The organism is Lysinibacillus fusiformis (assembly GCF_002845985.1).
GTDB lineage: Bacteria > Bacillota > Bacilli > Bacillales_A > Planococcaceae > Lysinibacillus > Lysinibacillus fusiformis_D.
On record NZ_PDFK01000012.1, the window covers coordinates 1 to 21313 of the forward strand.

The 21313-nt window shown below is 37.7% G+C and carries 18 protein-coding genes, 3 pseudogenes and 1 riboswitch; of the genes and pseudogenes, 13 read left to right on the top strand and 8 right to left on the bottom strand.

What is annotated here, in order from left to right; genetic code table 11:
- The first annotated feature begins 155 nt into the window (after positions 1 to 155).
- The 3 genes from CRI88_RS21535 (at position 156) to CRI88_RS21545 (ending at position 3274) form a co-directional block, all read left to right on the top strand.
- Positions 156 to 1724, top strand: a complete 1569-nt coding sequence (locus tag CRI88_RS21535; protein WP_036128726.1) for a helix-turn-helix domain-containing protein — start codon at positions 156 to 158, stop codon at positions 1722 to 1724.
- 123 nt (positions 1725 to 1847) lie between these two features.
- Positions 1848 to 2246 carry a YuzC family spore coat inner layer protein gene (locus tag CRI88_RS21540; protein ID WP_036128728.1) on the top strand — a complete coding sequence of 133 codons (399 nt, stop codon included), beginning with the start codon at positions 1848 to 1850 and terminating at the stop codon, positions 2244 to 2246.
- 95 nt (positions 2247 to 2341) lie between these two features.
- Positions 2342 to 2448, top strand: a riboswitch (SAM riboswitch).
- Positions 2449 to 2536: 88 nt separating this feature from the next.
- Positions 2537 to 3274: a cyclase family protein gene (locus CRI88_RS21545; RefSeq protein ID WP_036128730.1), complete on the top strand. Its 738-nt coding sequence runs from the start codon at positions 2537 to 2539 to the stop codon at positions 3272 to 3274.
- Positions 3275 to 3316: 42 nt separating this feature from the next.
- Here CRI88_RS21545 and CRI88_RS21550 read toward each other — a convergent pair whose 3' ends face one another.
- Positions 3317 to 3913, bottom strand: coding sequence for a DedA family protein (locus CRI88_RS21550; RefSeq protein ID WP_036128732.1), 597 nt, complete (start codon positions 3911 to 3913; stop codon positions 3317 to 3319).
- Between the two features lie 100 nt (positions 3914 to 4013).
- Positions 4014 to 4764, bottom strand: a pseudogene (locus CRI88_RS23155) (Cof-type HAD-IIB family hydrolase).
- Between the two features lie 336 nt (positions 4765 to 5100).
- Here CRI88_RS23155 and CRI88_RS21560 point away from each other — a divergent pair.
- The 3 genes from CRI88_RS21560 to CRI88_RS21570 all read left to right on the top strand — a co-directional run bounded on the left by CRI88_RS21560 (position 5101) and on the right by CRI88_RS21570 (position 7826).
- Positions 5101 to 5784, top strand: a complete 684-nt coding sequence (locus CRI88_RS21560) for a DUF2225 domain-containing protein (protein WP_036128736.1) — start codon at positions 5101 to 5103, stop codon at positions 5782 to 5784.
- Positions 5785 to 5806: 22 nt separating this feature from the next.
- Positions 5807 to 6160: a hypothetical protein gene (locus CRI88_RS21565; protein ID WP_036128737.1), complete on the top strand. Its 354-nt coding sequence runs from the start codon at positions 5807 to 5809 to the stop codon at positions 6158 to 6160.
- A gap of 247 nt (positions 6161 to 6407) precedes the next feature.
- On the top strand, positions 6408 to 7826 hold the full coding sequence (locus tag CRI88_RS21570; protein ID WP_058845252.1) for an erythromycin esterase family protein: 1419 nt from the start codon (positions 6408 to 6410) through the stop codon (positions 7824 to 7826).
- A 49-nt stretch (positions 7827 to 7875) separates the two neighbouring features.
- On the opposite strand, the pseudogene CRI88_RS21575 reads toward CRI88_RS21570, so the two are convergent.
- The 3 genes and pseudogenes from CRI88_RS21575 to CRI88_RS21585 form a co-directional block, all read right to left on the bottom strand.
- Positions 7876 to 9050, bottom strand: a pseudogene (locus tag CRI88_RS21575) (DUF4272 domain-containing protein).
- A gap of 1 nt (position 9051) precedes the next feature.
- Complete coding sequence (locus CRI88_RS21580) at positions 9052 to 10353, bottom strand: SMI1/KNR4 family protein (RefSeq protein WP_058845251.1); 1302 nt, start codon at positions 10351 to 10353, stop codon at positions 9052 to 9054.
- A gap of 184 nt (positions 10354 to 10537) precedes the next feature.
- On the bottom strand, positions 10538 to 11368 hold the full coding sequence (locus CRI88_RS21585) for a MerR family transcriptional regulator (protein ID WP_036128745.1): 831 nt from the start codon (positions 11366 to 11368) through the stop codon (positions 10538 to 10540).
- A gap of 86 nt (positions 11369 to 11454) precedes the next feature.
- On the opposite strand from CRI88_RS21585, the gene CRI88_RS21590 reads away from it, so the two are divergent.
- Complete coding sequence (locus CRI88_RS21590; RefSeq protein ID WP_036128746.1) at positions 11455 to 11922, top strand: GNAT family N-acetyltransferase; 468 nt, start codon at positions 11455 to 11457, stop codon at positions 11920 to 11922.
- Entirely contained in the window at positions 11909 to 13252 is a 1344-nt protein-coding gene (locus tag CRI88_RS21595) for an MATE family efflux transporter (RefSeq protein ID WP_058845250.1), read from the top strand. Before CRI88_RS21590 ends, CRI88_RS21595 begins: the two co-directional genes overlap by 14 nt.
- A gap of 30 nt (positions 13253 to 13282) precedes the next feature.
- Here the strand turns inward: CRI88_RS21595 and CRI88_RS23250 are convergent.
- Positions 13283 to 13807: pseudogene (locus CRI88_RS23250) on the bottom strand (GNAT family N-acetyltransferase).
- Positions 13808 to 13880: 73 nt separating this feature from the next.
- Entirely contained in the window at positions 13881 to 14924 is a 1044-nt protein-coding gene (locus tag CRI88_RS21605; RefSeq protein ID WP_058845249.1) for an AI-2E family transporter, read from the bottom strand.
- 442 nt (positions 14925 to 15366) lie between these two features.
- Between CRI88_RS21605 and CRI88_RS21610 the strand changes: the two genes are divergently transcribed.
- Positions 15367 to 15756 (top strand): RidA family protein, encoded by a 390-nt coding sequence (locus CRI88_RS21610; RefSeq protein WP_058845248.1) that lies wholly within the window; start codon positions 15367 to 15369, stop codon positions 15754 to 15756.
- A 114-nt stretch (positions 15757 to 15870) separates the two neighbouring features.
- Here the strand turns inward: CRI88_RS21610 and CRI88_RS21615 are convergent, their stop codons facing one another.
- On the bottom strand, positions 15871 to 16452 hold the full coding sequence (locus CRI88_RS21615) for a TetR/AcrR family transcriptional regulator (protein WP_036128759.1): 582 nt from the start codon (positions 16450 to 16452) through the stop codon (positions 15871 to 15873).
- Positions 16453 to 16747: 295 nt separating this feature from the next.
- On the opposite strand from CRI88_RS21615, the gene CRI88_RS21620 reads away from it, so the two are divergent.
- From CRI88_RS21620 to CRI88_RS21635, 4 genes are all read left to right on the top strand, one after another.
- Positions 16748 to 17908 carry an MFS transporter gene (locus tag CRI88_RS21620; RefSeq protein ID WP_231745151.1) on the top strand — a complete coding sequence of 387 codons (1161 nt, stop codon included), beginning with the start codon at positions 16748 to 16750 and terminating at the stop codon, positions 17906 to 17908.
- 22 nt (positions 17909 to 17930) lie between these two features.
- Entirely contained in the window at positions 17931 to 19004 is a 1074-nt protein-coding gene (locus CRI88_RS21625; RefSeq protein WP_058845245.1) for an LLM class flavin-dependent oxidoreductase, read from the top strand.
- A gap of 29 nt (positions 19005 to 19033) precedes the next feature.
- Positions 19034 to 19975 carry an alpha/beta hydrolase gene (locus CRI88_RS21630; RefSeq protein WP_058845244.1) on the top strand — a complete coding sequence of 314 codons (942 nt, stop codon included), beginning with the start codon at positions 19034 to 19036 and terminating at the stop codon, positions 19973 to 19975.
- A gap of 344 nt (positions 19976 to 20319) precedes the next feature.
- Positions 20320 to 21282 carry a MerR family transcriptional regulator gene (locus tag CRI88_RS21635; RefSeq protein ID WP_244504868.1) on the top strand — a complete coding sequence of 321 codons (963 nt, stop codon included), beginning with the start codon at positions 20320 to 20322 and terminating at the stop codon, positions 21280 to 21282.
- Positions 21283 to 21313 lie beyond the last annotated feature (31 nt).

Here is a 21313-nt window from a genome sequence, read left to right on the forward strand (position 1 = left end):
AAAGGGCGCTGGCGGAACGGAAATCAACCTTTCACCTTGCAAATTTGCTTTTTCTGCCGTTGACATCATCTTTTTTCAACAACATGAAAGAAAGCTCTTCAGAGAGCTTTCTTTGTGTTGTTCTCCAAATTCAATTATAAAGGGGTGAATCATCAATGGGTAACTTAACACATGTCTATACGTTACAAACTATTTCTTATGTGATTCAATCAACGAACAAGCAGCAGTTTAATAGTGATTTCTATACACTTTTCATCGTAATGAGTGGCAGCGGAAAGCTAGAAATAGATCATAACACCATTCATCTTAGTGAAGAAAAGTGCATATCGATTCCTCCTAATAACACGGCTAATATACGCATTCAAAACGAGCACCTTTGTTTTTATCAATTACAGTTCAACATTGTCCATCTTAGCAATAAACAGACTACTAGCCCTTTTAAGCGTGTCAAAGAGCAACGTCTCCTCCCCTTTTCGCAATGTCGTAGACTGCTAGAAGCCATTTATCAGAACCGTCTAGCGGAGGATGAGCACACCATCTTTGAGCAGCATGTACACTTTCAAGAGCTGATGTTATTGCTCTTACATCAAACAATACCCAAGCTGGTGCAAAAAAATGATCGTCAATCTGTTGAGCAATCCATTAACTATTTGCATAAACATTTTGAAAAAGAGTGGACTGTCGAGCAGTTGGCAGAGCTAGCTGATGTTCCAAGATGGAATTATACCCGTATGTTCAAAGAGATTACAGGGCAAATCCCTCTTCACTATTTAAATAACATTCGCATTGAAAAAGCCAAGCAATTATTAATGACAACAAATGATCGGGTATTTGAAATTAGTCAGTCTATCGGATTTAATAATGAATATTATTTCAATCGTCGTTTTAAAGAACATGTCGGCATCTCTCCAGGACAATATCGAAGAAACCAAAGCAGCAATCTACGTGTATTTGCACCATTCTTAGAAGACTTCTTTGTCGCCCTTGGGATTACACCAATTGCTCAATTCAGTCATCCAAAATGGGGAAAACAAGACTATTTAGGTCTTCAAGAAGTGCCTGATATCGATGTACAAAATGGAGAAATGGATCGACTCCTTCACTATAAACCAACATTAATTATGCTAGATGCAGGTATAGAGCGATGGGAATCCTGTCATCATTTAAATGAAGTAGCTCCCATCTGTCATATCTCACATCCTGGAGAGAACTGGCAGTCTACTTTGTTTAAGATTGCTGATTTAACAGGAAAAACCGCCTTGATGCAAGACGTGATCCTACAATATGAGGATAAGGTACAGCAAGCAAAAGGAATTCTTAGTAAATCCGTTTATGGGCAAAGTGTGGCATTTCTCCGCATTTCAGCTATTGGCATTACTCTATATGCGGGTCCTGAATGTGGCTATACGGGGCCAATTTTATATCGTGACCTCGGTTTAATGCCACATCCACTTGTCTGGAGTATTCCGCACAATCAACGTAAAGCACCACTGACATTTGATCAATTGCTGCAATTAGATGCGGATCATTTATTTATTACTTTTGATAAACAACATTCCATTTACGAGAACGAGGAGCGTACGATTTTAAAAACTTCTATGTGGAAAAATCTAGCTGCAGTTAAAACCAACTGTGTATATGAAGTGGATTTTTTAACATGGATGAATTACGGTATTCTGTCTCATAGTAAAAAAATTGATGATGTCTTACATGTTCTCGGCTAAAAGAGGAAGCTCACTTTGGCTTCCTTTTTAAATGATTAGGACAGACATTGCACTGCAAAATAACACCTAAAGACGTTTAGCTACATAAGATAAGATATCAGCTATAGGATAGGAGGAATTACATTGTATTACAATCCTTATCCGTACTTTGTTCATCCTTATCATTACCCAACGTCGCCACTTGCCCAGCAGCTTGCCGTTAGACCTATTCCTCAACATTTGGCAATGCCGAACACTACCCCCTTTCCACCTGTCGACACACATAAATTAAAAATGTCAGCTACACGGATAAAGGCGATCATGCAACAGGCTCAATTGCTTACGGATAAAATTGATAGCTCTCAACAATTTGCACATGATCTAATGAATGCTGCACAGCTTTCAAATAAAACAGAGGTTGATAAATTAATCACATCAACAGGCATTACGATGAAATTTGATGCAAATTATACACCAGACAATTTCAGAATACGTCTTATGGATAATGGTTGTTGTGGCATAACCATAAATTTAAGTTGGTAAAAAAATTTACCCTTATATCTCTATCGAACTTGTAAACTATAAAATTCTATGCTAAAGTGTTTTTATTATTATTTCTGAAAATTCTTATATCACTTTTCTTATCGAGAGAGACGGAGGGATTGGCCCGATGAAGTCTCAGCAACCAGCTCAACAGTATGGTGCTAATTCCAATTGGCAAAATTTTAAGCCTGAAAGATGAGAAGAAGAACTACCGTTGCTTATTCTGGAGTCCTCTTCTAAGGGGACTCTTTTTTATGTTCTACTAATTTTAACAGAAAGCAGTGAAATCAATGTCAAACCAACTTTTACAAGCATTACAATTATTAAAATCAAAACAATGGGTTGATTTAACACATACATTCGGCCCTAATTCCCCACATTTTTTTATGTTTGAAGATGCTAAATTTGAAACATTATTCTCTCATGATGACGGGTTCTTCGCACAACAATTCACGTTCCCAGGACAATATGGCACACATATCGACCCACCCATTCATTTTGTGCGAGACTCCCGCTATCTAGAAGAATTAGAACTAAAAGAACTAGTTCTTCCTCTTGTCGTCATTGATAAATCACGAGAAGCTGCTAGCAATCATGACTTCTCGCTAAGTGTGCAAGATATTTTTGATTTTGAAGCACAACATGGAGTAATTGAAGCAGGTACCTTTGTAGCGCTACGTACGGATTGGAGTAAGCGCTGGCCAGATAAAGAGGCATTTAGTAACCAAGATATGGATGGACATAACCATATACCAGGCTGGGGCTTAGAGGCTTTACAATTTTTATTGAAGGAACGTCAAATAAGTGCACTTGGCCATGAAACATTTGATACTGATTCAGCCGCTGATTTTCACAAAAATGGTAAGCTAGATGGCGAATACTTCGTGCTTGAACAAAACATCTATCAAATTGAGTTGATGACTAACTTGGACAAGCTACCTGCGAAGGGGGCAATTATCTTCAATATCGTCCCTAAGCCTGAAAAGGCATCTGGATTCCCTGTACGCTCATTTGCTATTTTGCCATAACACAAAGGTCTGTACGATTCATGTGTTGAATCATACAGACCTTTATTTTCGTATATTTCTTTTTTTGAATAGATAGTAAACGATGAGCATTACGAGGCCAAACAATAGGATGAGATAAATACTATAATGGGATAAATAATAACCAACAAACCGCCACTTCTCCCCAAGCATCCTCCCTAACGTTATAAATGTGAAAGTCCAGATAAATGCCCCTGTATAGGCAAAAAAAGCAAACTTTCTATATGGATAATTATTAATTGCCGCAATATAGGCTGTCAGATGCCGTACACCAGGTATAAAATAGCCTATTAATAATAAAGTTGGCCCAATTTTAGTAAACAGTTGTTTTGTAAAATCAATTTTTTGCTCCGTAATATGAATTTTGGGTCCATATTTCTGCAATAATGGTAAGCCAAAACGATAGCCGATATAGTAGCTTAAGGTAATACCGCCAACTGCACCAATCATTGCACTTACTAAAGCGGGAATGTGTTCAAGGCTTTCTATATAAACACTGTAGCCAACATATGTTAGAAAGACCTCATCAGGTAGTGGCAACCCAACAATGCCTCCAATTAGAATCACGATAATACCCAAATACCCGTAATGTTCAATTAGAGATTGCACATGATGTGCCATATAACATCCCACCCAACATTTATTAAAACGCATTGATTAACAAGTTCCTTCAATAGATCTAAGAGAACCTGAAGCATCGACTTTAAGACCTTCAGCAGCTTTATATCATTTGAAACTGCCGTAAAGCAAAGTCAATACCACCTTCAGTGGAACTCTTTGTAACAAAATTCGCAACTGCTTTTAGAGCTGCGCTACCATTTCCCATAGCGATACCTAGCCCTACATGCTCTAACATATCAATATCATTATCCCCATCTCCAAAAGCAATAGCATTCTCAGGACCAATGTTAAAATGGTCTAGTACCGCTTTAACAGCTATCGATTTGGCAACATCCTGCTGTAATACATTCACAATATAAGGATGCCATCGCTGCCAAAATATATGCGGAAATTGGCTAGCATATCTTTTTTCAGCCTCCTCATCTGCATATAGACACATGAGAAAAACTTCTTCATCCACAATTTTTTCATTCACAACCGGAAAATTTCGTAAAGATAGAGTTGCCTGCATCGTATTGAAAGCAGTTGGATGCTGAATGCCATTCATCGATAGTTGCTCTGTAAAAAATGTGAGGCTATGCTGCTGTTCACGTGCAAAAGCTTGTACATTTTGAATTATGTATGATTAAATCCTTGTGTTTCACATATGCCCCATTTGCTGTAATAAAGGTTTCAATCCCTAGCGCTTGTATCTCCTGACACATCGATAAAGGTCTTCCTGTAGCCGCTACAAGGTGAATTCCTCTCTCCTGCAAAAGTTGAATGGCCTGCTTTGTGCTTTCTTCCACACAGCCATCTTCGTAATTAATCAGTGTTCCATCCACATCAAAAAATATGATATTATAATTCATCTTAAGCCGCCTTTATAAAACAGTACTTTAGAATCACAAACATTTAATTCATTCCTTATACTTAATGAAAAGTATGAAAGTATTTTGACAAACTTTCAGCAAACTCTATAACTTACATTAACAGCACCGATAAATACTATTACAAGCATAGATTTAATGACAATTAACTATAAAACAGATGAATATTTTTATTTTAATAATTCTAAAGGAGTATACCAAAGAACACAGAATTGTTAAAATAAAAGATATCTACTTAAATACATTGAACGATAAACATTTACGTATAAATAGAGCAAAAGAAACAAAATTTTAGAGCCTGCAAAGGAGTTGATTCTTATGGCATTTAACATTTACTACTATGAAAGTAGTGTAGATTGTAAATTTTGCAAAAAGCATTTTACAACTTATAAAGTACGCCCTAATCGATATAAAATCATCGAGGAGCAAACAGATTTCATGCCTGTTTATGATGGCTTAAATCCTTTGCTGTATGAGGTTGCTGTTTGTCCCCATTGCGGCTATGCCTACCATAAGTCTATGACACGGACATATGGACCTTTCATGCAACTCATTGATGAAATTTACATTAAAGAGCTCCAGAAGCCGATGGATATTTGTCAGGAACGTACAATCGATGATGCCATTGTCAGTTTTAAGCTTGCTTATTTGGTATCACGTGCTTCCATGGAGGAATCCCTTTTAATGGCGAATTTCGCCTTGAAAATTGCTTGGCTTTATCGTTTAAAAACCGATGAGGAATCCGAAAAGCGTTACCTTTTTGCAGCTAGAGACTTTTATAGTAAATCCTTTGCATCCAATCAGGAGGGTGGAGAAAGAATCCAGTTTTTACATGCTGAATTAAGCCTTCGACTCGGTGATATTGTAGAAGCTAAAAAAGGATTCTCACGTTTAATTGCCGATCGAAATGTATCACCAAAATATCGAAAGCTTGCGCGTAATCGTTGGGAAAATTATAAATATGACGAACAACCTATAACAGTTAATGAAATCATTAATTGATTTGACGAGGAGAGGACTAGTTATGTTGCTATTCCATAAAAGAATTGATGTGAGAGAAGAGGACATATTTTCAGAGTTACATCATTTTTTATTAAGAAAAAATAATCGCTACTTAACAAACGATGAGATAGTCGCTTTAACAGGAGTGTCACCTGAACTCCTTTACAAATGGGTAAAAGCAGGAAAGTTAAAAAAGTCCATTTTCCCTAATTTAGGAGCGCCCTGTGAACGATGTGGACAAATTACACAAGCTAAAATTTGTGTGAGCTGCTCCTCCTCCATTGTTGGTACATTAAAGCAAGAAGAAAAGGATCGTGCATGGTTCAATCAAATTCAACGTAACCATGTTAGAGCAAGCACCTATCACTATAAATAATGATAAACATCTCCACTTTACAAATGGAGATGTTTTATGTTGTTGAAAAAAGGTGATTCACTAGCAGAAAAAGAACCCTTGGCAAGGTAGTTTTGTTTCCAACGCTATGGAGCAACTCCACTTTACAAACGGGGATGTTTTTTTGCCAATATAGGCAAATTTAAACAAAATTTAAACAAACTCTTCCTAAGCTTTAAACTTCGTTCCTTATAATAAGTATCAATATAAGAAGAAGGGCTGATTATTAATGAAAAAAGATAGGAAACGTAAGGTTTTATTAAGTATTGCACTGACAAGTTTAATGGCACTAAACGGAGTAACTAGTGTCTCTGCGGCTGTCACTGCAAATGAAGAACAGCTCAATATTGAACTTAATTCAACAGTCAAACAGGTTAGGTCTTCTAATGAAACGTTATTAGATTGGAAAAAATGGGTAAACGATCATGCCTATAGCCTGTCCTCCATTCAACCTGAAACATTTAATGGACAAAAAATTCCATCTAGTGAATTTGAGGATTTAGAGATGCTAAAGCCATTATTACATGATAAGCGCATTGTCTTTTTAGGAGAGAGCTCTCATGGTGTTGCACAATTTAATCTAGCTAAAACACGTTTAATACAATTTTTACATCAAGAAATGGGCTATAATGTTCTCGCTTTTGAAAGTGGCATGGGAAATGTGATGAACGCCCAAGGAAAAATTGACAAACAAGCGGCTCTACAAACAATGAAGGATGGTATTTTCGGTGTATGGTGGACAAAAGAAACCCTTCCTCTGTTTGAATACGCCAAAACAACTTATACAACAAAGCAACCCCTTGTTCTCACGGGCTTTGATATTCAACAACAAGGGGCATTCACGAATGGAGATTGGCTGCACAATCCTCAATTAGCTCAACAATTCAGTGAAGCAGAGAAACAACTCGCTGAATGGAGCTCAGGAAAAGATTTAAAGGGCTATCAAAAAGAAAAGGCAACAATTATCAATGTGTATAAACAAGTAAAGGCACAAGTACAGTTAAAAGAAAAAGAGTTGCAAGCAGCATATCCAAATGAACCCCACATTGTAAAACTGATGGAGCGTACTTTAGCAGATCGTATTCGTTTAGCAAATGAATATGTTGAACTAACTATTCAGGCCAATATTGACCTTGAACAAAATAATATAGAGTCATTTTTACAAACAATGGAATGGCGAGATCAGGCAATGGGTGAAAACTTACTTTGGTTAGCTGAAAAGGTTTATCCAACAGAAAAGTTTATCGTGTGGGCACATAATGACCATATTCGTAAAGCACAATCGGATGTAATGGGTTCCCCTTATCCAGTCAAATTAATGGGCGAACGTTTACCAGACATCTACAAGAAATATAGCTATGTACTAGGCCTATACATGGGAAGTGGCGAGACAGCAAATAATATGGGTGAACCGATGGCTGTATTACCACCTATCAAGGGATCTATTGAGGATATTCTGTCTACAAAAAATAAACCATATACATTCATCGATATGCGCAATCGTCAAAATGAGCGAGGCAACTCATGGATGTTTGAGCCTCGCATAGGCTATAGCTGGGGCGTTATGCAGGAAAGCTTTGTTCCACGCGATCAATACGATGGTATTCTCTTGATCGATAAAGTAAGTAAACCGCATTATGTAAAATAACCTCTCTTATAAAATAATCGCAAACTAGATTCCCTAGTTTGCGATTACTTTATGTATCCATGGATATCGTATCCCATTCCTCGTCTTGATACCCAATCATCCAAAATAAGCCTCTACGCCTTTCCATCACAACACTTTCATTTAACGCTAAAGGAGCTGTCTGTCCATTAATTCGACTATCTACACAAGCCCAATGCAATCTATAAATTTTATCAGCCTCGTCTAAAATTTCTTCCTTACTGCGCATAATTGTTTGTTGGTAAAACTGTTCAAACGTTTCGCAGCTTGAAACAGCTTGAATCGCATATTCACAATCACAAACATCTTCCGGAAAATCTAACTCTTCCACCATACCTAATGCCCAAATGAGTGTCCAATAGGCTTCATATTGCCATGAAATATTGACAGCCTCTTGCGTACTAGGATGCTGCGCCCCCAGAAAGAGCCTTTCTTGCTCCGTTAAGAATGGTTGTACTTTATATTTATGTAGCATATCGGTAAAGAATTCCCTAGACCCTTCAATATCGCCATTTTGTGCTACGTCACAGGCGAATTGAATAACAATCAATAGGGCAACTGCTCTTCTTGCGATATCCTCTTGACTTTTAAAGTGGAGATTTTCTAATGGTGATAGCTGAGGAAGAGAAGCAGCGTAAGGAATCTCTCGTTCTGTTAAAAAAGCGATCGTTTTATTTTTTCGCACTTCTCCCTGTGCTGATGCTACCTCATGCGTATTTATTTTTCTTGTACAAGCATGGGGTCTAAAGTCAGATGGACCTGATTCCCCGTTAGGATAAACAATCACGCTACCGTTTTGATCCAGCAAAGTACCGTCTGGTAGAAAACCAATACCGCCTATCCTTGTTAGTAGTCTTGTAAATAGCTGCATATGCTCGTCTGTCATAGCCCTATCCATCTCGATTGCAATGACTGTATTGAGCACAGCTATTTGAATCATTACTCGTTCTTTTAGCTGTTCATCTTTAAAGGGAATAGTATCGTAATAGCCCATCATCCCAGGGATATTTTTTGCAAAATAATCAGGGTTCATATCTTCAGTTAAAATGTTCATCGAGCATCTACATTTTTTAAAAAGCCCTTTAGATTTCAATAAATATCCGCTATCTTGTTTTTCAATAGCAAAGCCTTTGGCAAATACGTCGGCTATTTTAGCATGCATTCATCTAGATCATTTTTGGAAGCAAATATCGTAAAATGATTCAAACTACTCTCTCCTTTGTAACATATAGCATTTCAGTATCCAATTTTCCAAACCATTCAGTACTTGGCTAAATAATTGTTTATTTTTTCGTAATACCTCATGTTCCATCCAATAAGCCAGCAAAGAGCGCCATTCTTCCTCATTTATCATTGTTGTTGGTGTGATTCCCTGCTGCATCATATAGCAAACAGCTCGGATAGCTGTCAGTCTCTCTACTTCACTACCATCTAACCACTCAAATAGTGTCCCTGCACTTGGCTGTGATACTGCTAAAAGCGAGTCCCAGCCATCGATCGGAAATGCAACATAGGGCTTCATCCATGTAATAATGTTTGGGTGCTGGAAATGGCGTAATCGATGTAATGCCGTATAGGCATCCATGTTATCTTTTTCAATATCCTGTAGGATAAGGGCCAGCCCTTCGTCTACTGGTAAACAATGCGCCGTTAAATAATCACGTAGCCAGGCTGGAAGTTCAGCATTCCCTTGCCAAAGTTCCTTTACCCATCTTTCAGCCTCGTCAGCACACACCGTTACTAGAACTTCACCCCAAGCTTTTTGTTGTGCTGGAGTCTGTGCTTGTTCAACTCTTTGTTGAAGTGCCTCATATATCCTTACCTTATCAAATTGCCAAAAAGCCTCTTGAATGCTTGTTTCTCTTACGCCATGCATGGAAACATAATGAAGTAAAGATTCTAAGCTTGATTTAGCCTGCTGTAAATTAGAGCTTAAATATTGTTCCAGCCACGTTAACCATATTTGTGACCTAGTCAGATTAACATCCAATCCCTCCCCACTACAAAATTGTCGATGCTGTCCGCAGTCTACACCAATACAGCCTAGAGTGGTCGCACTGTCGACATACGCAGGAAAGCTTAAGGCAAGCAAATTAAATTCATCATCTTCATGACTCCAATACCAAATCGATTCATCCTCAAGCTTGAGGAGAAGGGCATCTCCGTTACCTGCCGTAAAAAATTGTAAGTATTGCTGTTCATGCAATTCATCATCCCCTCCAAAATAGGGGAAATCCAAATCATTTAAGCTCCAGCCAAAATCTCCAGAAGGCGTATCCAGCAATTCTGTAGGCAAGATAGCTTCGTCAGGGAGAGACCAATAAATAGTTACTTGCTGCGAGCAATTTAGTAAGAGATGACGGAACTCATTAGGGATTTGTACGCCAAGTCGTGCCTCTACCTGCTGTAAATCATGTTCAGTAGTGACTGCTCGTATTTCAATCGGATGTACATAAGCTCCTTGCCACTTCAATCGCTTTATTAAATGTTGCCAACGCTCAATCCACATTGCAGCTCACCTCCACATAGGCTAAAATGATTTCTTTCATCTTATTTTTATCGTCAGAAAATCATCTACTGATTAGGTTCATTTCCAACACAATAAAAAATGCTATTATTTTACTGATATATAAGCCTTCAAATATGCTAAATTACTTAACTCTATACGGTCTTTTTTAGTAAGTAACAGTGAATTATTTGACTTTCTTTACTTCCATCATAATTTTTGTCACATACTCTTCTTCTCGATTTTTTATAACAGCATCATAAACGTATTCCTCATAAACGTATTGACCAAGCTCATAGCCTTTTTCATGCATGACATTAAATAAACGTGTATAGGTCTCTCCAAGCTTCGCAGAGGGCCCAACATGATAACCAATAACGAATTCCCCCTCTATTGCTTTAAAGTAAGGATGACCTTCTCTTGGATTAGGCTGCTCAATATATAAATAGCTGTAATTATCGTAATTGCCAGCTAATACTTGTTCTCTCCTCGTAATCCCTCCGATTGGATAACCTGTATCTAATTGAGAGCGATCTAATTCCTCGATAAAATCCGATACAGCCTTCACAAACTGCTCTTCAGTAGAATCTTCGATATTTTTACTTAGGTATAATGTATCTTCAGGAAAGTACTCAATCGTGATGTCATCAAAATGTAGATGTAGAGCTTCCTCAGTCGTTTTGATTTTGACATCAATAATATTTTCAATCATTTCGAGCTCTCGACGTTTCTTCGCAACAATTTCTTTTTGTTGATGCATCAATTCTAAAAAATTCTCTGGTGATTTCTCTGCCATATACTGCTGAATATCCTTCAAGGACATTCCAACTGCTTTTAATAACTCAATAACACTAAAAAAATCATATTGAGCAAGTGAATAATACCGATAATCTTTACTATCCTTCATGATGGGAGATAATAATCCAATTTGATCGTAATAAATGAGTGTTTGCTTATTAACCTTACAAATTTTAGCGAATTCCCCAGTTGTAAAATATTTTACATTTTTATTAAGCATTTTTTGAGCTTCCTCCCTTGACTATATAGTAACTATATACTTTAAATTGTACCTATTCACAATAAAAATAGAAAGGTTTTGACATTATGTTCACGGAGATTCGTGACATTACAGCTTTCAACAAGAAAGAAATTTTAGCTTTACGCATCGCAGACAATCAGCAACATTTTATTGAAACGACAGACCAATGCTTAACAGAGGCAGAAATGGATCGACGCTTTACTCCTTTAGGTCTGTATAAAGATAACACCGTTATAGGCTTCGCTATGTATGGATTATTCCCTCATGAAGATTACAGTCAACGCGTTTGGCTCGATCGCTATCTAATTGATGAACAATACCAAGGGCAAGGTTTAGGTAAACATTTTTTACAGCAACTTATTCATTACTTAACAGTAAAGTTCAACTGTTCACAAATATATTTAAGTGTTTATGACAATAACGCAGTAGCTATTCAGCTGTATAAACGATTTGGTTTTATATTTAATGGTGAACTAGATGACAAAGGGGAAAAAGTAATGGTGTTGGAGGTGCATGGACATGACAACCATTAATCCTATTGAAACAAGACCACTGAAACCATTATTTCTTTCATACTTATTCCCCGCAATGATCGGTATGCTTTTGATGTCCGTCAATATTTTGGTAGATGGTATTTTCGTTAGTCATGGCGTGGGTCCTACAGCGTTAGCTGGGGTTAATATAGCCGTTCCCATTTTCTCTATTTTGCTTTCTATTTCTCTATGGATTGGTATGGGAGGAGCTACGCTTTTCTCAATTTCTCTTGGGGAGGGCAATAGGCAACGAGCCCATCAGCTCTTTACATTAGCATTTATAATGATGTTACTAGTCGTGCTAACGATTATCGGATTCCTTGCATTCAATTTAAAAGATATTTCTTATATATTTGGGGCAAGCGATGATACGTATCCCTATGTACAGGAATACCTACATGTTATTTTACTGTTTGGCGTGTTTTACACACTAGAAAATCTACTAAGTATTTTTATTCGAAATGATGGTAACCCAAAGCTTGCTATGCTGGGCTTAATTACAACATCAGTATTGAATATACTCTTAAATTATATCTTTATCTTCGTACTAGATTATGGTGTGACTGGCTGTGCCTTAGCAACAGCAATCGCCACTATTATAGGTACGTCTGTACTTTGTCTTCATTTTTTCCGTCCACAATCTGAGTTAAAGTTTGTCTCTTCATTTTTTAATCTATCAGATCTCAGAAAAATATTTGCTATTGGACTACCTAGCTTTATCGTTGAAGCTTCCGTAGCAGTTATCGTTATTTTGTATAATGTTACCTTCTTGCACTACTTAGGGGCAAATGGCGTAACAGCCTATGCAATGGTCAACTATATCCATACTGTATTGTTAACGATTTTCCTTGGCATCGGTATGGCACTACAACCATTAGTGAGCTATCACCATGGGGCGAGATTACTAGAACGATTAACAGCATTATTAAAAATAGGGCTAGCTACTGCATTTATTTTAGGGTTAACGACGGCACTTATCGCAATGCTTTTCCCTTCTCAATTAATGGCATTATTTGGAGATAGCTCCTTTGAAATTCGTAGTTTGGCAGCACAGGGCTTTGTTCACTTTGCCATTGGCTATGTATTTTTAGGAATCAATATGGTGTTCGCAGAATTTTTTCAATCCATTGAAAAAATTCGTATTGCCACAACCATTATGTTACTACGCAGTATTATTTTATTTATCCCTACCCTCATCGTACTACCCAAACTACTTGGCTCTCAGGCCATTTGGTGGACCTTCCCGGTAGCAGAGGGCATTACAGCATTGCTCATTTACTTGTATATTAAAAAAAATCCAAGAACCATTTCCTCTCTAAAAAATGCTTAAATAGAAAGGGGCCTCATCATGGCCCCTTTCTTACTTTTTATTCAAATATTCATCACGCAACATACTCATAATAATCCCATCCGAAAATGCATTGTTCATAAACAAAGCCTGTCTTAAAATAACTTCTGTATTTGAAACCGACCTTCTCATAGGATTTAATGGCTCTACTATTATGGAAATACACCTGTAATTCTAAGCGGTTCAGGTTTAGCTCCTCAAATATAAATTTTTGAGCAAGTTGTACGGCTTCAGAGCCATATCCCTCTACCGCACTTCTCGATACAATGTAAGGCTATACGAAACATTGCTTTTTTATTAGTTAAGTCGATCTCGATAATCGCCAATTACTTGATCGTTGTCAATTGAACAAATAGCAAAATCATAGCGCGAGGCATCTTCTTTAAAACGTTGAATCGCCTCTTTAATGTGTTCTTTTGTAAATATGTTACGCGTTCCTGTCATATACATGATTTCTTCATTTTGAAAGCACCTTGCAATACGATCGATATCATCCTCACGAATGGCTCTTAAATAGACTCTTTGACCTTTTATCATGATAGACTCCTCTTTCACATGAAATAAGGAACCATCTTGTACGTAGATGATTCCTTTGTCAAAACTATTCCATTTACTTTTCATTGGGTATTGGTACTGATTTCTTTACAGGCTCTTCCGAGGAGGTTACACCTAGAATATCGAGCAGGAACATAAACAGCGGAATACCAATGATTAATCCCCATACACCAAGGAAATGCTCTGAGAAGAGGATGACCATAAACGTATAGAAAATCGGTAAATCTGTCTTTGCGGACATCAGCTTTGGATTTAAGAAATAAGCTTCAATGGCATGTAATACCATGACAATGACTAAAATATAGACAATGTACATTAAGCCACCGATACTATATGCGATAATACTTAGTGGAATTAGTGAAATAATAACTCCTGCGACTGGCACTAAACCTAAAATAAAGAGCATAATCCCAAGAGCAATCAGATGTGGAAAGCCCATTATAGAAAGGGCAATCACTGATAACACACAGTTGACAGCAGCAATAATAAATTGAGCCTCAATTACTTTACCAAATGAGCGGATGAAAATTCTTGAAAAATAATGAAGTTCATCATAAAGTGGTCCAACTTTACTATCCTTAAACTTGGCTGTAAACTCAATAATGCGTTTCTTTTCCAACAAGATGAACAAGCTCAATATTAGAGAAATCAGAATTTGCATAATGATTTTACCAATATTCGTAATATTTTTAAGAGTTAAATCCACACCCTGCTCTAAATATTTTCCAAGTTCGATTTTCTCAAAAGTTGGCGCTAAATATCTGGCAATCTCATTGTCATCTGGATCGAGATTAAAGCTGGCAATAAGATCGAAAAGCTGGGTAATTTGCTGGGTTACAATCGGCAAATACTTGTAAATTACCGCAACAATACCTGCGACAAGTAAAAGGTACAATGTTACTGTAACAGCCTTTTCATTCATCGGTGTATATTTTCTTATGCTTTTCGTTGTCTTCGTAGTAAGCTGATTCATCAAATAGGTAATAATAAACGTCAGCAAAATTAAGTTGATCATACTACGCATTAAATACAATGCAACTGCAATCCCAACTAGAAGAATAATACGTTTAAATCCATTACTCCGAAAGAAATTACTCATTTATTCACTCCTTCTACAAAACGGCCTCGCTGCCTCTGCTACCTAGGGCTACACTATCAACTAAACATAAGCAGTATAAAATTGATTTACAACAATACGCATCATTCTTATGTAAAAATTTCCCTCTCATTTAATGAGTATAGCCATCTACCTTCAAAATAAGACGAAATTCATGTTTCTTTAGAAGTGTCTGTATAAAACCTTAGGCGTGGGTGAAGTGAATTGTATGTTTTGTCAAATTAAAAAATCAATACTTTTATCCTTTTTGAAAGCTTTATCAGCGTATAAGCCTAAATTCTATGAATCTATTATAACCCTATAAAACCAGCATATCCAATTTGAAAGTTCTTTTATAATGGTATTTGCATAGAACTTTTATCAGATGGTACATTATGCTATTTTGATTACAGAAACAAATTAAAAATAGACAAGGACTGATTCTATGAAAATTGCGAGGAATCCTGAGAACATTCACCCACCTGTTGCTCCTTATGTACATCAAATTGAAGTCACTGGCCCCCATAGGTGGTTAACCCTATCAGGTCAAATCGGTATGATGGCAGATGGGACTATCCCTGAAGATGCAGCAGTACAATTGAATGTAGCACTAGAAAATATAAAAAAAAATTTAGAAAGCGCCAATATGGAGGTTCAAGATCTGACGAAGATCGTTTTCTATTTGGTAGGAGAAATGGATGCAAGTCAACGACAGCAAATCATCCATAACTTTTTTGGGGGACATCTTCCATGCACAACATTGATATATGTGGTTGCACTCGCTACTCCTGCCTTAAAGGTTGAGATAGACGCATGGGCTTGTAAGAAATTATAAATCATACTATGTTATATATAATCAAGATGTGCTGTAATTATGTATTTTTCTAGTACCCCTTTAACCCTTCTAAAGGGGTACAGTTTCATCTACTTTTACATAGATAGTAAAGTATTATTTAAGTAATGTGAGCGTTGTTGCAATTGCATTATCAACAAAGGCTTGTTGCGGCTGTGATTTCAGCATGACCGTTAATCCGATTAGTGCCACAAGTAGTGCTTGTGCTAAAGATTTCGCATCCGTGTCAGCATCTAACTCGCCTGATTGGATTCCTCGCTCAATCGTCTCCTGAAAAATAACAGCTAAATAAAGTTGATGCTCTCTCGTTAAAATTTCAAATCTCTCGTCATGAGGAGCTAATTCAACCATTGTATTGATACAAAAACAGCCGTTACTAAGATCTTTCGTATATTCAGCTGCAATCACTTCTTCAAAAAAAGTAGCAAATGCCTGCTTTACAGACGTATGGCTTTGGAGTCTTGCTCGTATATCAGCTGCACGAGATGTCGTATATCTTCGAAGTGCTGCTTCGAAAAGCTCTTTTTTGTCACCAAAGGTTGAATAAATACTAGGACGTTGAATGCCCATTCTAGCAGTGAGATCACTTAAAGAAGTAGCTTCATATCCCTTCTCCCAAAATAACTGCATGGCAGCCTCTAATACTTTTTCTTCATCAAATTCACGGGTTCTTGCCATAAAAAACCCACCTCCTTTATGTAAGGATTAATAAGCTGGTCACTACAATTTAAATACCAAACAGTATGTAATAATTGTACAACCTGCTCTTTATATTGTCAATTTCCGTTTTATTTATAAAAATAAATTCAAAAAATACATTGACACAGCAAATAAAACTAAGATATATTTACCAATAATTATTTCATACCGAACGGTAAGTTATGATGACAATTCAATTATGAATGGAGGATACCGTGTGGACAATGATCTGAAGCGAGAAAACGATGTGCCTACTATAAATCAACAGTCTTCCATGTCTCGAGCTATAACATTATTATTCGCAACAGCCTGTGGAATGTCTGTAGCCAATATTTATTTTGCACAGCCGCTGCTCGATCAATTGTCAAATGAGTTTACTATTGATCACTCGATTATTGGTGTTGTTATTACCATCACGCAAATCTTTTATGGCTTAGGTTTATTACTCTTAGTGCCTCTAGGAGATTTACTCAATCAGCGCCGATTGATTATTGGACAGATGCTACTGTCCATAACGGCTTTGGTTATAGTAGGCACTGCGTCCTATAGCGCAGTACTTTTCACAGGTATGGCTTTGGTAGGTCTACTTGCAGTTGTGACGCAGACACTTGTGGCATTTGCGGCTACTATGGCTTCCCCTACAGAACGAGGTCGTGTTGTTGGTATTGTCACGAGCGGAATCGTCATTGGCATACTGCTCGCTCGGACCTTCGCTGGTCTCTTAACTGATCTGGCTGGCTGGCGGTCCGTTTATCTAGTCTCTGCCACTCTTATGTTTTTAATGGTCTGTATATTTCTAAAAGTGTTACCTAAAGTGGAGCGTGAAGTAAAAGCCCTATCCTACTTTCAGCTAATTAAATCCGTATTTATGTTGTTCATTCAAGAAAGAACTTTACGTATCCGCTCGGTTTTAGCCATGCTAATTTTTGCTGATTTCAGTATTTTATGGACGCCAATTGTTCTGCCACTTAGTGCCCCACCGTTAACACTGTCACACAGTGTCATTGGTGCTTTTGGTCTTATTGGAGTGGCTGGTGCATTAGCTGCCGCACAGGCAGGAAAATTTGCTGACCGGGGTTATGGACAAAAAACAACAGGGATTGCTTTAGTGCTACTACTCATTTCATGGTTGTTTATAAATTATCTAGAAAAGTCGTTATTTGCATTAGTTGTTGGTATTATCTTGCTGGATTTGGCCGTACAGGCAATTCATGTCACTAATCAGACGATGATTCTTCCATTGCGTGCAGAAGCGCGAAGTCGACTTACCGCTGGTTACATGGTGTTCTACTCCATCGGCAGCGCTGGCGGTTCAATCGCTTCTACACAGACATATGCACACTTTGGCTGGGAAGGGGTTTGCTTACTTGGAGCTTCTATCAGTACAATTGCCCTTATTTTTTGGGTAATGACTAGACGATTCACAAAATATTGATTTAACTTAGGAGAGATAACAAATGGAAATAGGAATTACTTCTTTCGTAGAAACAAAACCAGATGTTCATAGTGGCGAGGTAATTAGTCATGCACAGCGTTTACGTGAAGTAGTGGAGGAAATCATTCTTGCAGATCAAGTAGGATTGGATGTGTTTGGCGTTGGCGAGCACCATCGAGAAGATTATGCTGCTTCCTCCCCAGCAATGGTGTTATCAGCTGCCGCTCCACAAACGAAAAAAATTCGATTAACAAGTGCCGTGACAGTTCTTTCTTCTGCCGATCCCGTACGTGTCTTTCAGGATTTTTCTACTTTAGACGGACTATCAAATGGGCGTGCGGAGATTATGGCTGGCCGTGGATCCTTTATCGAATCTTTCCCCCTATTTGGCTACAATTTAAATGATTATGATGAACTGTTTGAAGAACATTTGGACTTATTACTCAAAATTCGCGAGTCAGAAAAAGTAGTATGGGAAGGGAAGCATCGACCAGCGATCAATAATTTAGGTGTGTATCCAAGACCTGTTCAAAAGTCTTTACCCATTTGGGTTGGTAGTGGAGGAAATCAACAATCAGCCATTCGGGCAGGAATTTTAGGATTACCCCTTATGCTAGCAATCATTGGTGGCAGTCCTATGCAGTTTGCTCCAATCGTACAACTTTATAAAAAAGCTGCTGCTCATGCAGGTCATGATTTATCTAAGCTTCGGGTAGGCTCCCATTCGATAGGTTTCGTTGGCCCGAATAACGAGTGGGCAGCAGATACATTTTTCCCATCTACACAGGCGGGCATGAATAAACTGGGCAAAGAACGGGGTTGGTCGTATTATGATCGTTCTAGCTATGATGCTGCACGTAGTTTTGAAGGGGCATTATATGTCGGTGATTCAGAGACAGTTGCTCAGAAAATCATTCATCTTCGTAAACATGTAGGGATCACACGATTTATGTTATACGTACCTTTAAGTACAATGCCACATGATCAAGTCATGCAAGCGATAGAACTTCTAGGAACCGAAGTGGCTCCTCGTGTGCGCGAAGAAATTGCCCAATGGGAGGCGAAAATGGCAGTAGAAGGACATCCATTTATTTAAAAATTCATTACTTTACAGGGAGAATTTATATGACAATCAATGACCGAATCTTACCCGAATTAAGGCAGGCTTACTCGCAATTTCCAGGCTTTCGCCTAGACGAAGATTTAGAGTGGAGTCGTCGTCTCTTAGCCCAATCACCATTAGAGGAGTCAGAACTTGTATTTACAACTAATCGTACAATTCCTAGAGGTGATGGAGGTGAAATGCTAGTTAAAATATATGAACCCGTTAAACGGAGCAACGATAAACTTCCAGCTATGCTTTGGATTCATGGTGGTGGTTTCGTTATGGGACACCCCGATATGGATGATCTTCTATGTGAACGTTTTGTTCAGACCGCTAACTGCGTTGTCGTTTCTGTTGATTATCGACTTGCTCCTGAGCATCCTTATCCAGCCGCGATTGAAGATTGTTATGCAGGGTTAGTATGGATGACAGCTGAGGCTCCATCACTAGGCATTGATGTTAAACGAGTGGCAATTGCTGGTGCAAGTGGTGGCGGAGGGCTAACAGCAGCACTAGCATTAATGGCTCGCGATAAGGGAGGGCCTTCAATTATATTTCAAATGCCATTATATCCAATGCTTGATAACCGAAATGAAACGCCATCTAGCTATGAGATTACCGATGCTCATGCAACATGGAGTAGATCAAATAATTTGACCGCTTGGCGTATGTACTTAGGAGAAGAAAAGGACACCAACGAACTTTCTCCGTATGCGGTTCCTTCAAGAGCAGATAATTTAGCAGGATTACCACCAACCTATACATGTATAGGTCAACTTGATTTATTTCGAGATGAAACCTTTGATTATGTAACACGTCTTGCCCAAGCAGGAGTAGATGTTGAAATAAATCTCTACCCTGGTAGCTTTCATTGCTTTGAAGTCTTTGTACCTGAAGCCGAGGTAAGTCAGCGTGCAAGTCAGAACTATTTAGATGCAATGGCTCGTGCTCTTCACCCTTAATCTACCTTACTGAGAATGTGAAATAGCCCTTATCATAGTCGTTAAGTAGTTCAGTTGCAATCATAATTGGCAGGAGCATAATTTTCTAAATGAAAGTTGCTGCTCTTGGAATGTTTGAATATGAAAATTTAAAATGCGAAAATGCTTTGACGGTATTTTCGCATTTTATAATTATAACAATTTAGTTATGATGACTTTGTTGATAAAAACTTCACAGCTATGCAAGTCCAATTCCTCAATTTATGGCAAGTTTATCGTAAAATAAAATAATGACTTTTTTTATCATCAAATGAACTATGATGTTAAAATTACTATAAAGTGATCCAATCAGGAGGTGTAATCATTTGGAAGAAAAATATACTATAGGTGAAACAGCTAAAATAATAGGTTCTACTATAAAAACAGTTCGTTACTATGATGAAATTGGGTTGCTAAAACCTACAAGTTATACTGATGGTGGACATCGATTATACACAGTGAAAGATATATGGCGTCTTGAAATGATTACAAACCTGCGTTATTTGGATTTTGGAATTGATGATATAAGCAAAATGATATCTGAGGAGCTATCAGTCACTAGAATACTTGATTGGCAGATTGAATCGATGGAAACACAGGTTAATACGCTTATGGATATGATATCAATTTTGCGTCAAGCAAAGGAACATAATGGGGATTCATTGCAGTGTATTCATGATTTAGTGAATGCACGAACAATTAAAGCTGAAAATAAAAAACAATTTATCGATAAAAAAGTGCAAGAAATACAATTCTTAAATGGCATTCCAAAAGAGTGGAAAGATTCGTTTTTTTATTATTTTGACAAATACATTATTAATCAGGTGAAAGGCTCCGCCAAACAAACCGCTGCTTGGCATGAGTTGCAGGAGCTCATAAATGATCCGCAGTTTATAAAAGACCTGAAAAATACTGAATTTCTGTACATGAATATTGTTCATCAGCCAAAATACAATGCTACAACATTGGTCAGAAAGCTCGAAAACATCCATGATCGATTGAATAAGGCGTTGAAACAAAAATCGCCTGCCAGCAGTCCGGTTGTACAGGCCATTGTCGATGATACTGCTAGGCTGTATACGAACTCAGAGCATTTGGACAATAAAGAAGATTACTTCCATTACTTTGTAAAATATATTCAAAGAACCAAAACCAAACGACTCGAACGATGTGAAACGTTATGTGCCATTCTAAGCCCACAATACTACCAACTCTCAAAAGCTAATCAATTACTATTTCAAGGAATAGAATGGCGACTTGAACATATGGAAAACTCAGAACGAGAATAATTGAGGGCTAAACACCCTCAACTATTCTCTT

Coding starts and splice junctions, on each gene's coding strand:
- CRI88_RS21535 (WP_036128726.1), top strand. CDS start 156: ATGGGTAACTTAACACATGTCTATACGTTACAAACTATTTCTTATGTG.
- CRI88_RS21545 (WP_036128730.1), top strand. CDS start 2,537: ATGTCAAACCAACTTTTACAAGCATTACAATTATTAAAATCAAAACAA.
- CRI88_RS21550 (WP_036128732.1), bottom strand. CDS start 3,913: ATGGCACATCATGTGCAATCTCTAATTGAACATTACGGGTATTTGGGT.
- CRI88_RS21560 (WP_036128736.1), top strand. CDS start 5,101: ATGGCATTTAACATTTACTACTATGAAAGTAGTGTAGATTGTAAATTT.
- CRI88_RS21565 (WP_036128737.1), top strand. CDS start 5,807: ATGTTGCTATTCCATAAAAGAATTGATGTGAGAGAAGAGGACATATTT.
- CRI88_RS21570 (WP_058845252.1), top strand. CDS start 6,408: ATGAAAAAAGATAGGAAACGTAAGGTTTTATTAAGTATTGCACTGACA.
- CRI88_RS21580 (WP_058845251.1), bottom strand. CDS start 10,353: ATGTGGATTGAGCGTTGGCAACATTTAATAAAGCGATTGAAGTGGCAA.
- CRI88_RS21585 (WP_036128745.1), bottom strand. CDS start 11,368: ATGCTTAATAAAAATGTAAAATATTTTACAACTGGGGAATTCGCTAAA.
- CRI88_RS21590 (WP_036128746.1), top strand. CDS start 11,455: ATGTTCACGGAGATTCGTGACATTACAGCTTTCAACAAGAAAGAAATT.
- CRI88_RS21595 (WP_058845250.1), top strand. CDS start 11,909: ATGACAACCATTAATCCTATTGAAACAAGACCACTGAAACCATTATTT.
- CRI88_RS21605 (WP_058845249.1), bottom strand. CDS start 14,924: ATGAGTAATTTCTTTCGGAGTAATGGATTTAAACGTATTATTCTTCTA.
- CRI88_RS21610 (WP_058845248.1), top strand. CDS start 15,367: ATGAAAATTGCGAGGAATCCTGAGAACATTCACCCACCTGTTGCTCCT.
- CRI88_RS21615 (WP_036128759.1), bottom strand. CDS start 16,452: ATGGCAAGAACCCGTGAATTTGATGAAGAAAAAGTATTAGAGGCTGCC.
- CRI88_RS21620 (WP_231745151.1), top strand. CDS start 16,748: ATGTCTCGAGCTATAACATTATTATTCGCAACAGCCTGTGGAATGTCT.
- CRI88_RS21625 (WP_058845245.1), top strand. CDS start 17,931: ATGGAAATAGGAATTACTTCTTTCGTAGAAACAAAACCAGATGTTCAT.
- CRI88_RS21630 (WP_058845244.1), top strand. CDS start 19,034: ATGACAATCAATGACCGAATCTTACCCGAATTAAGGCAGGCTTACTCG.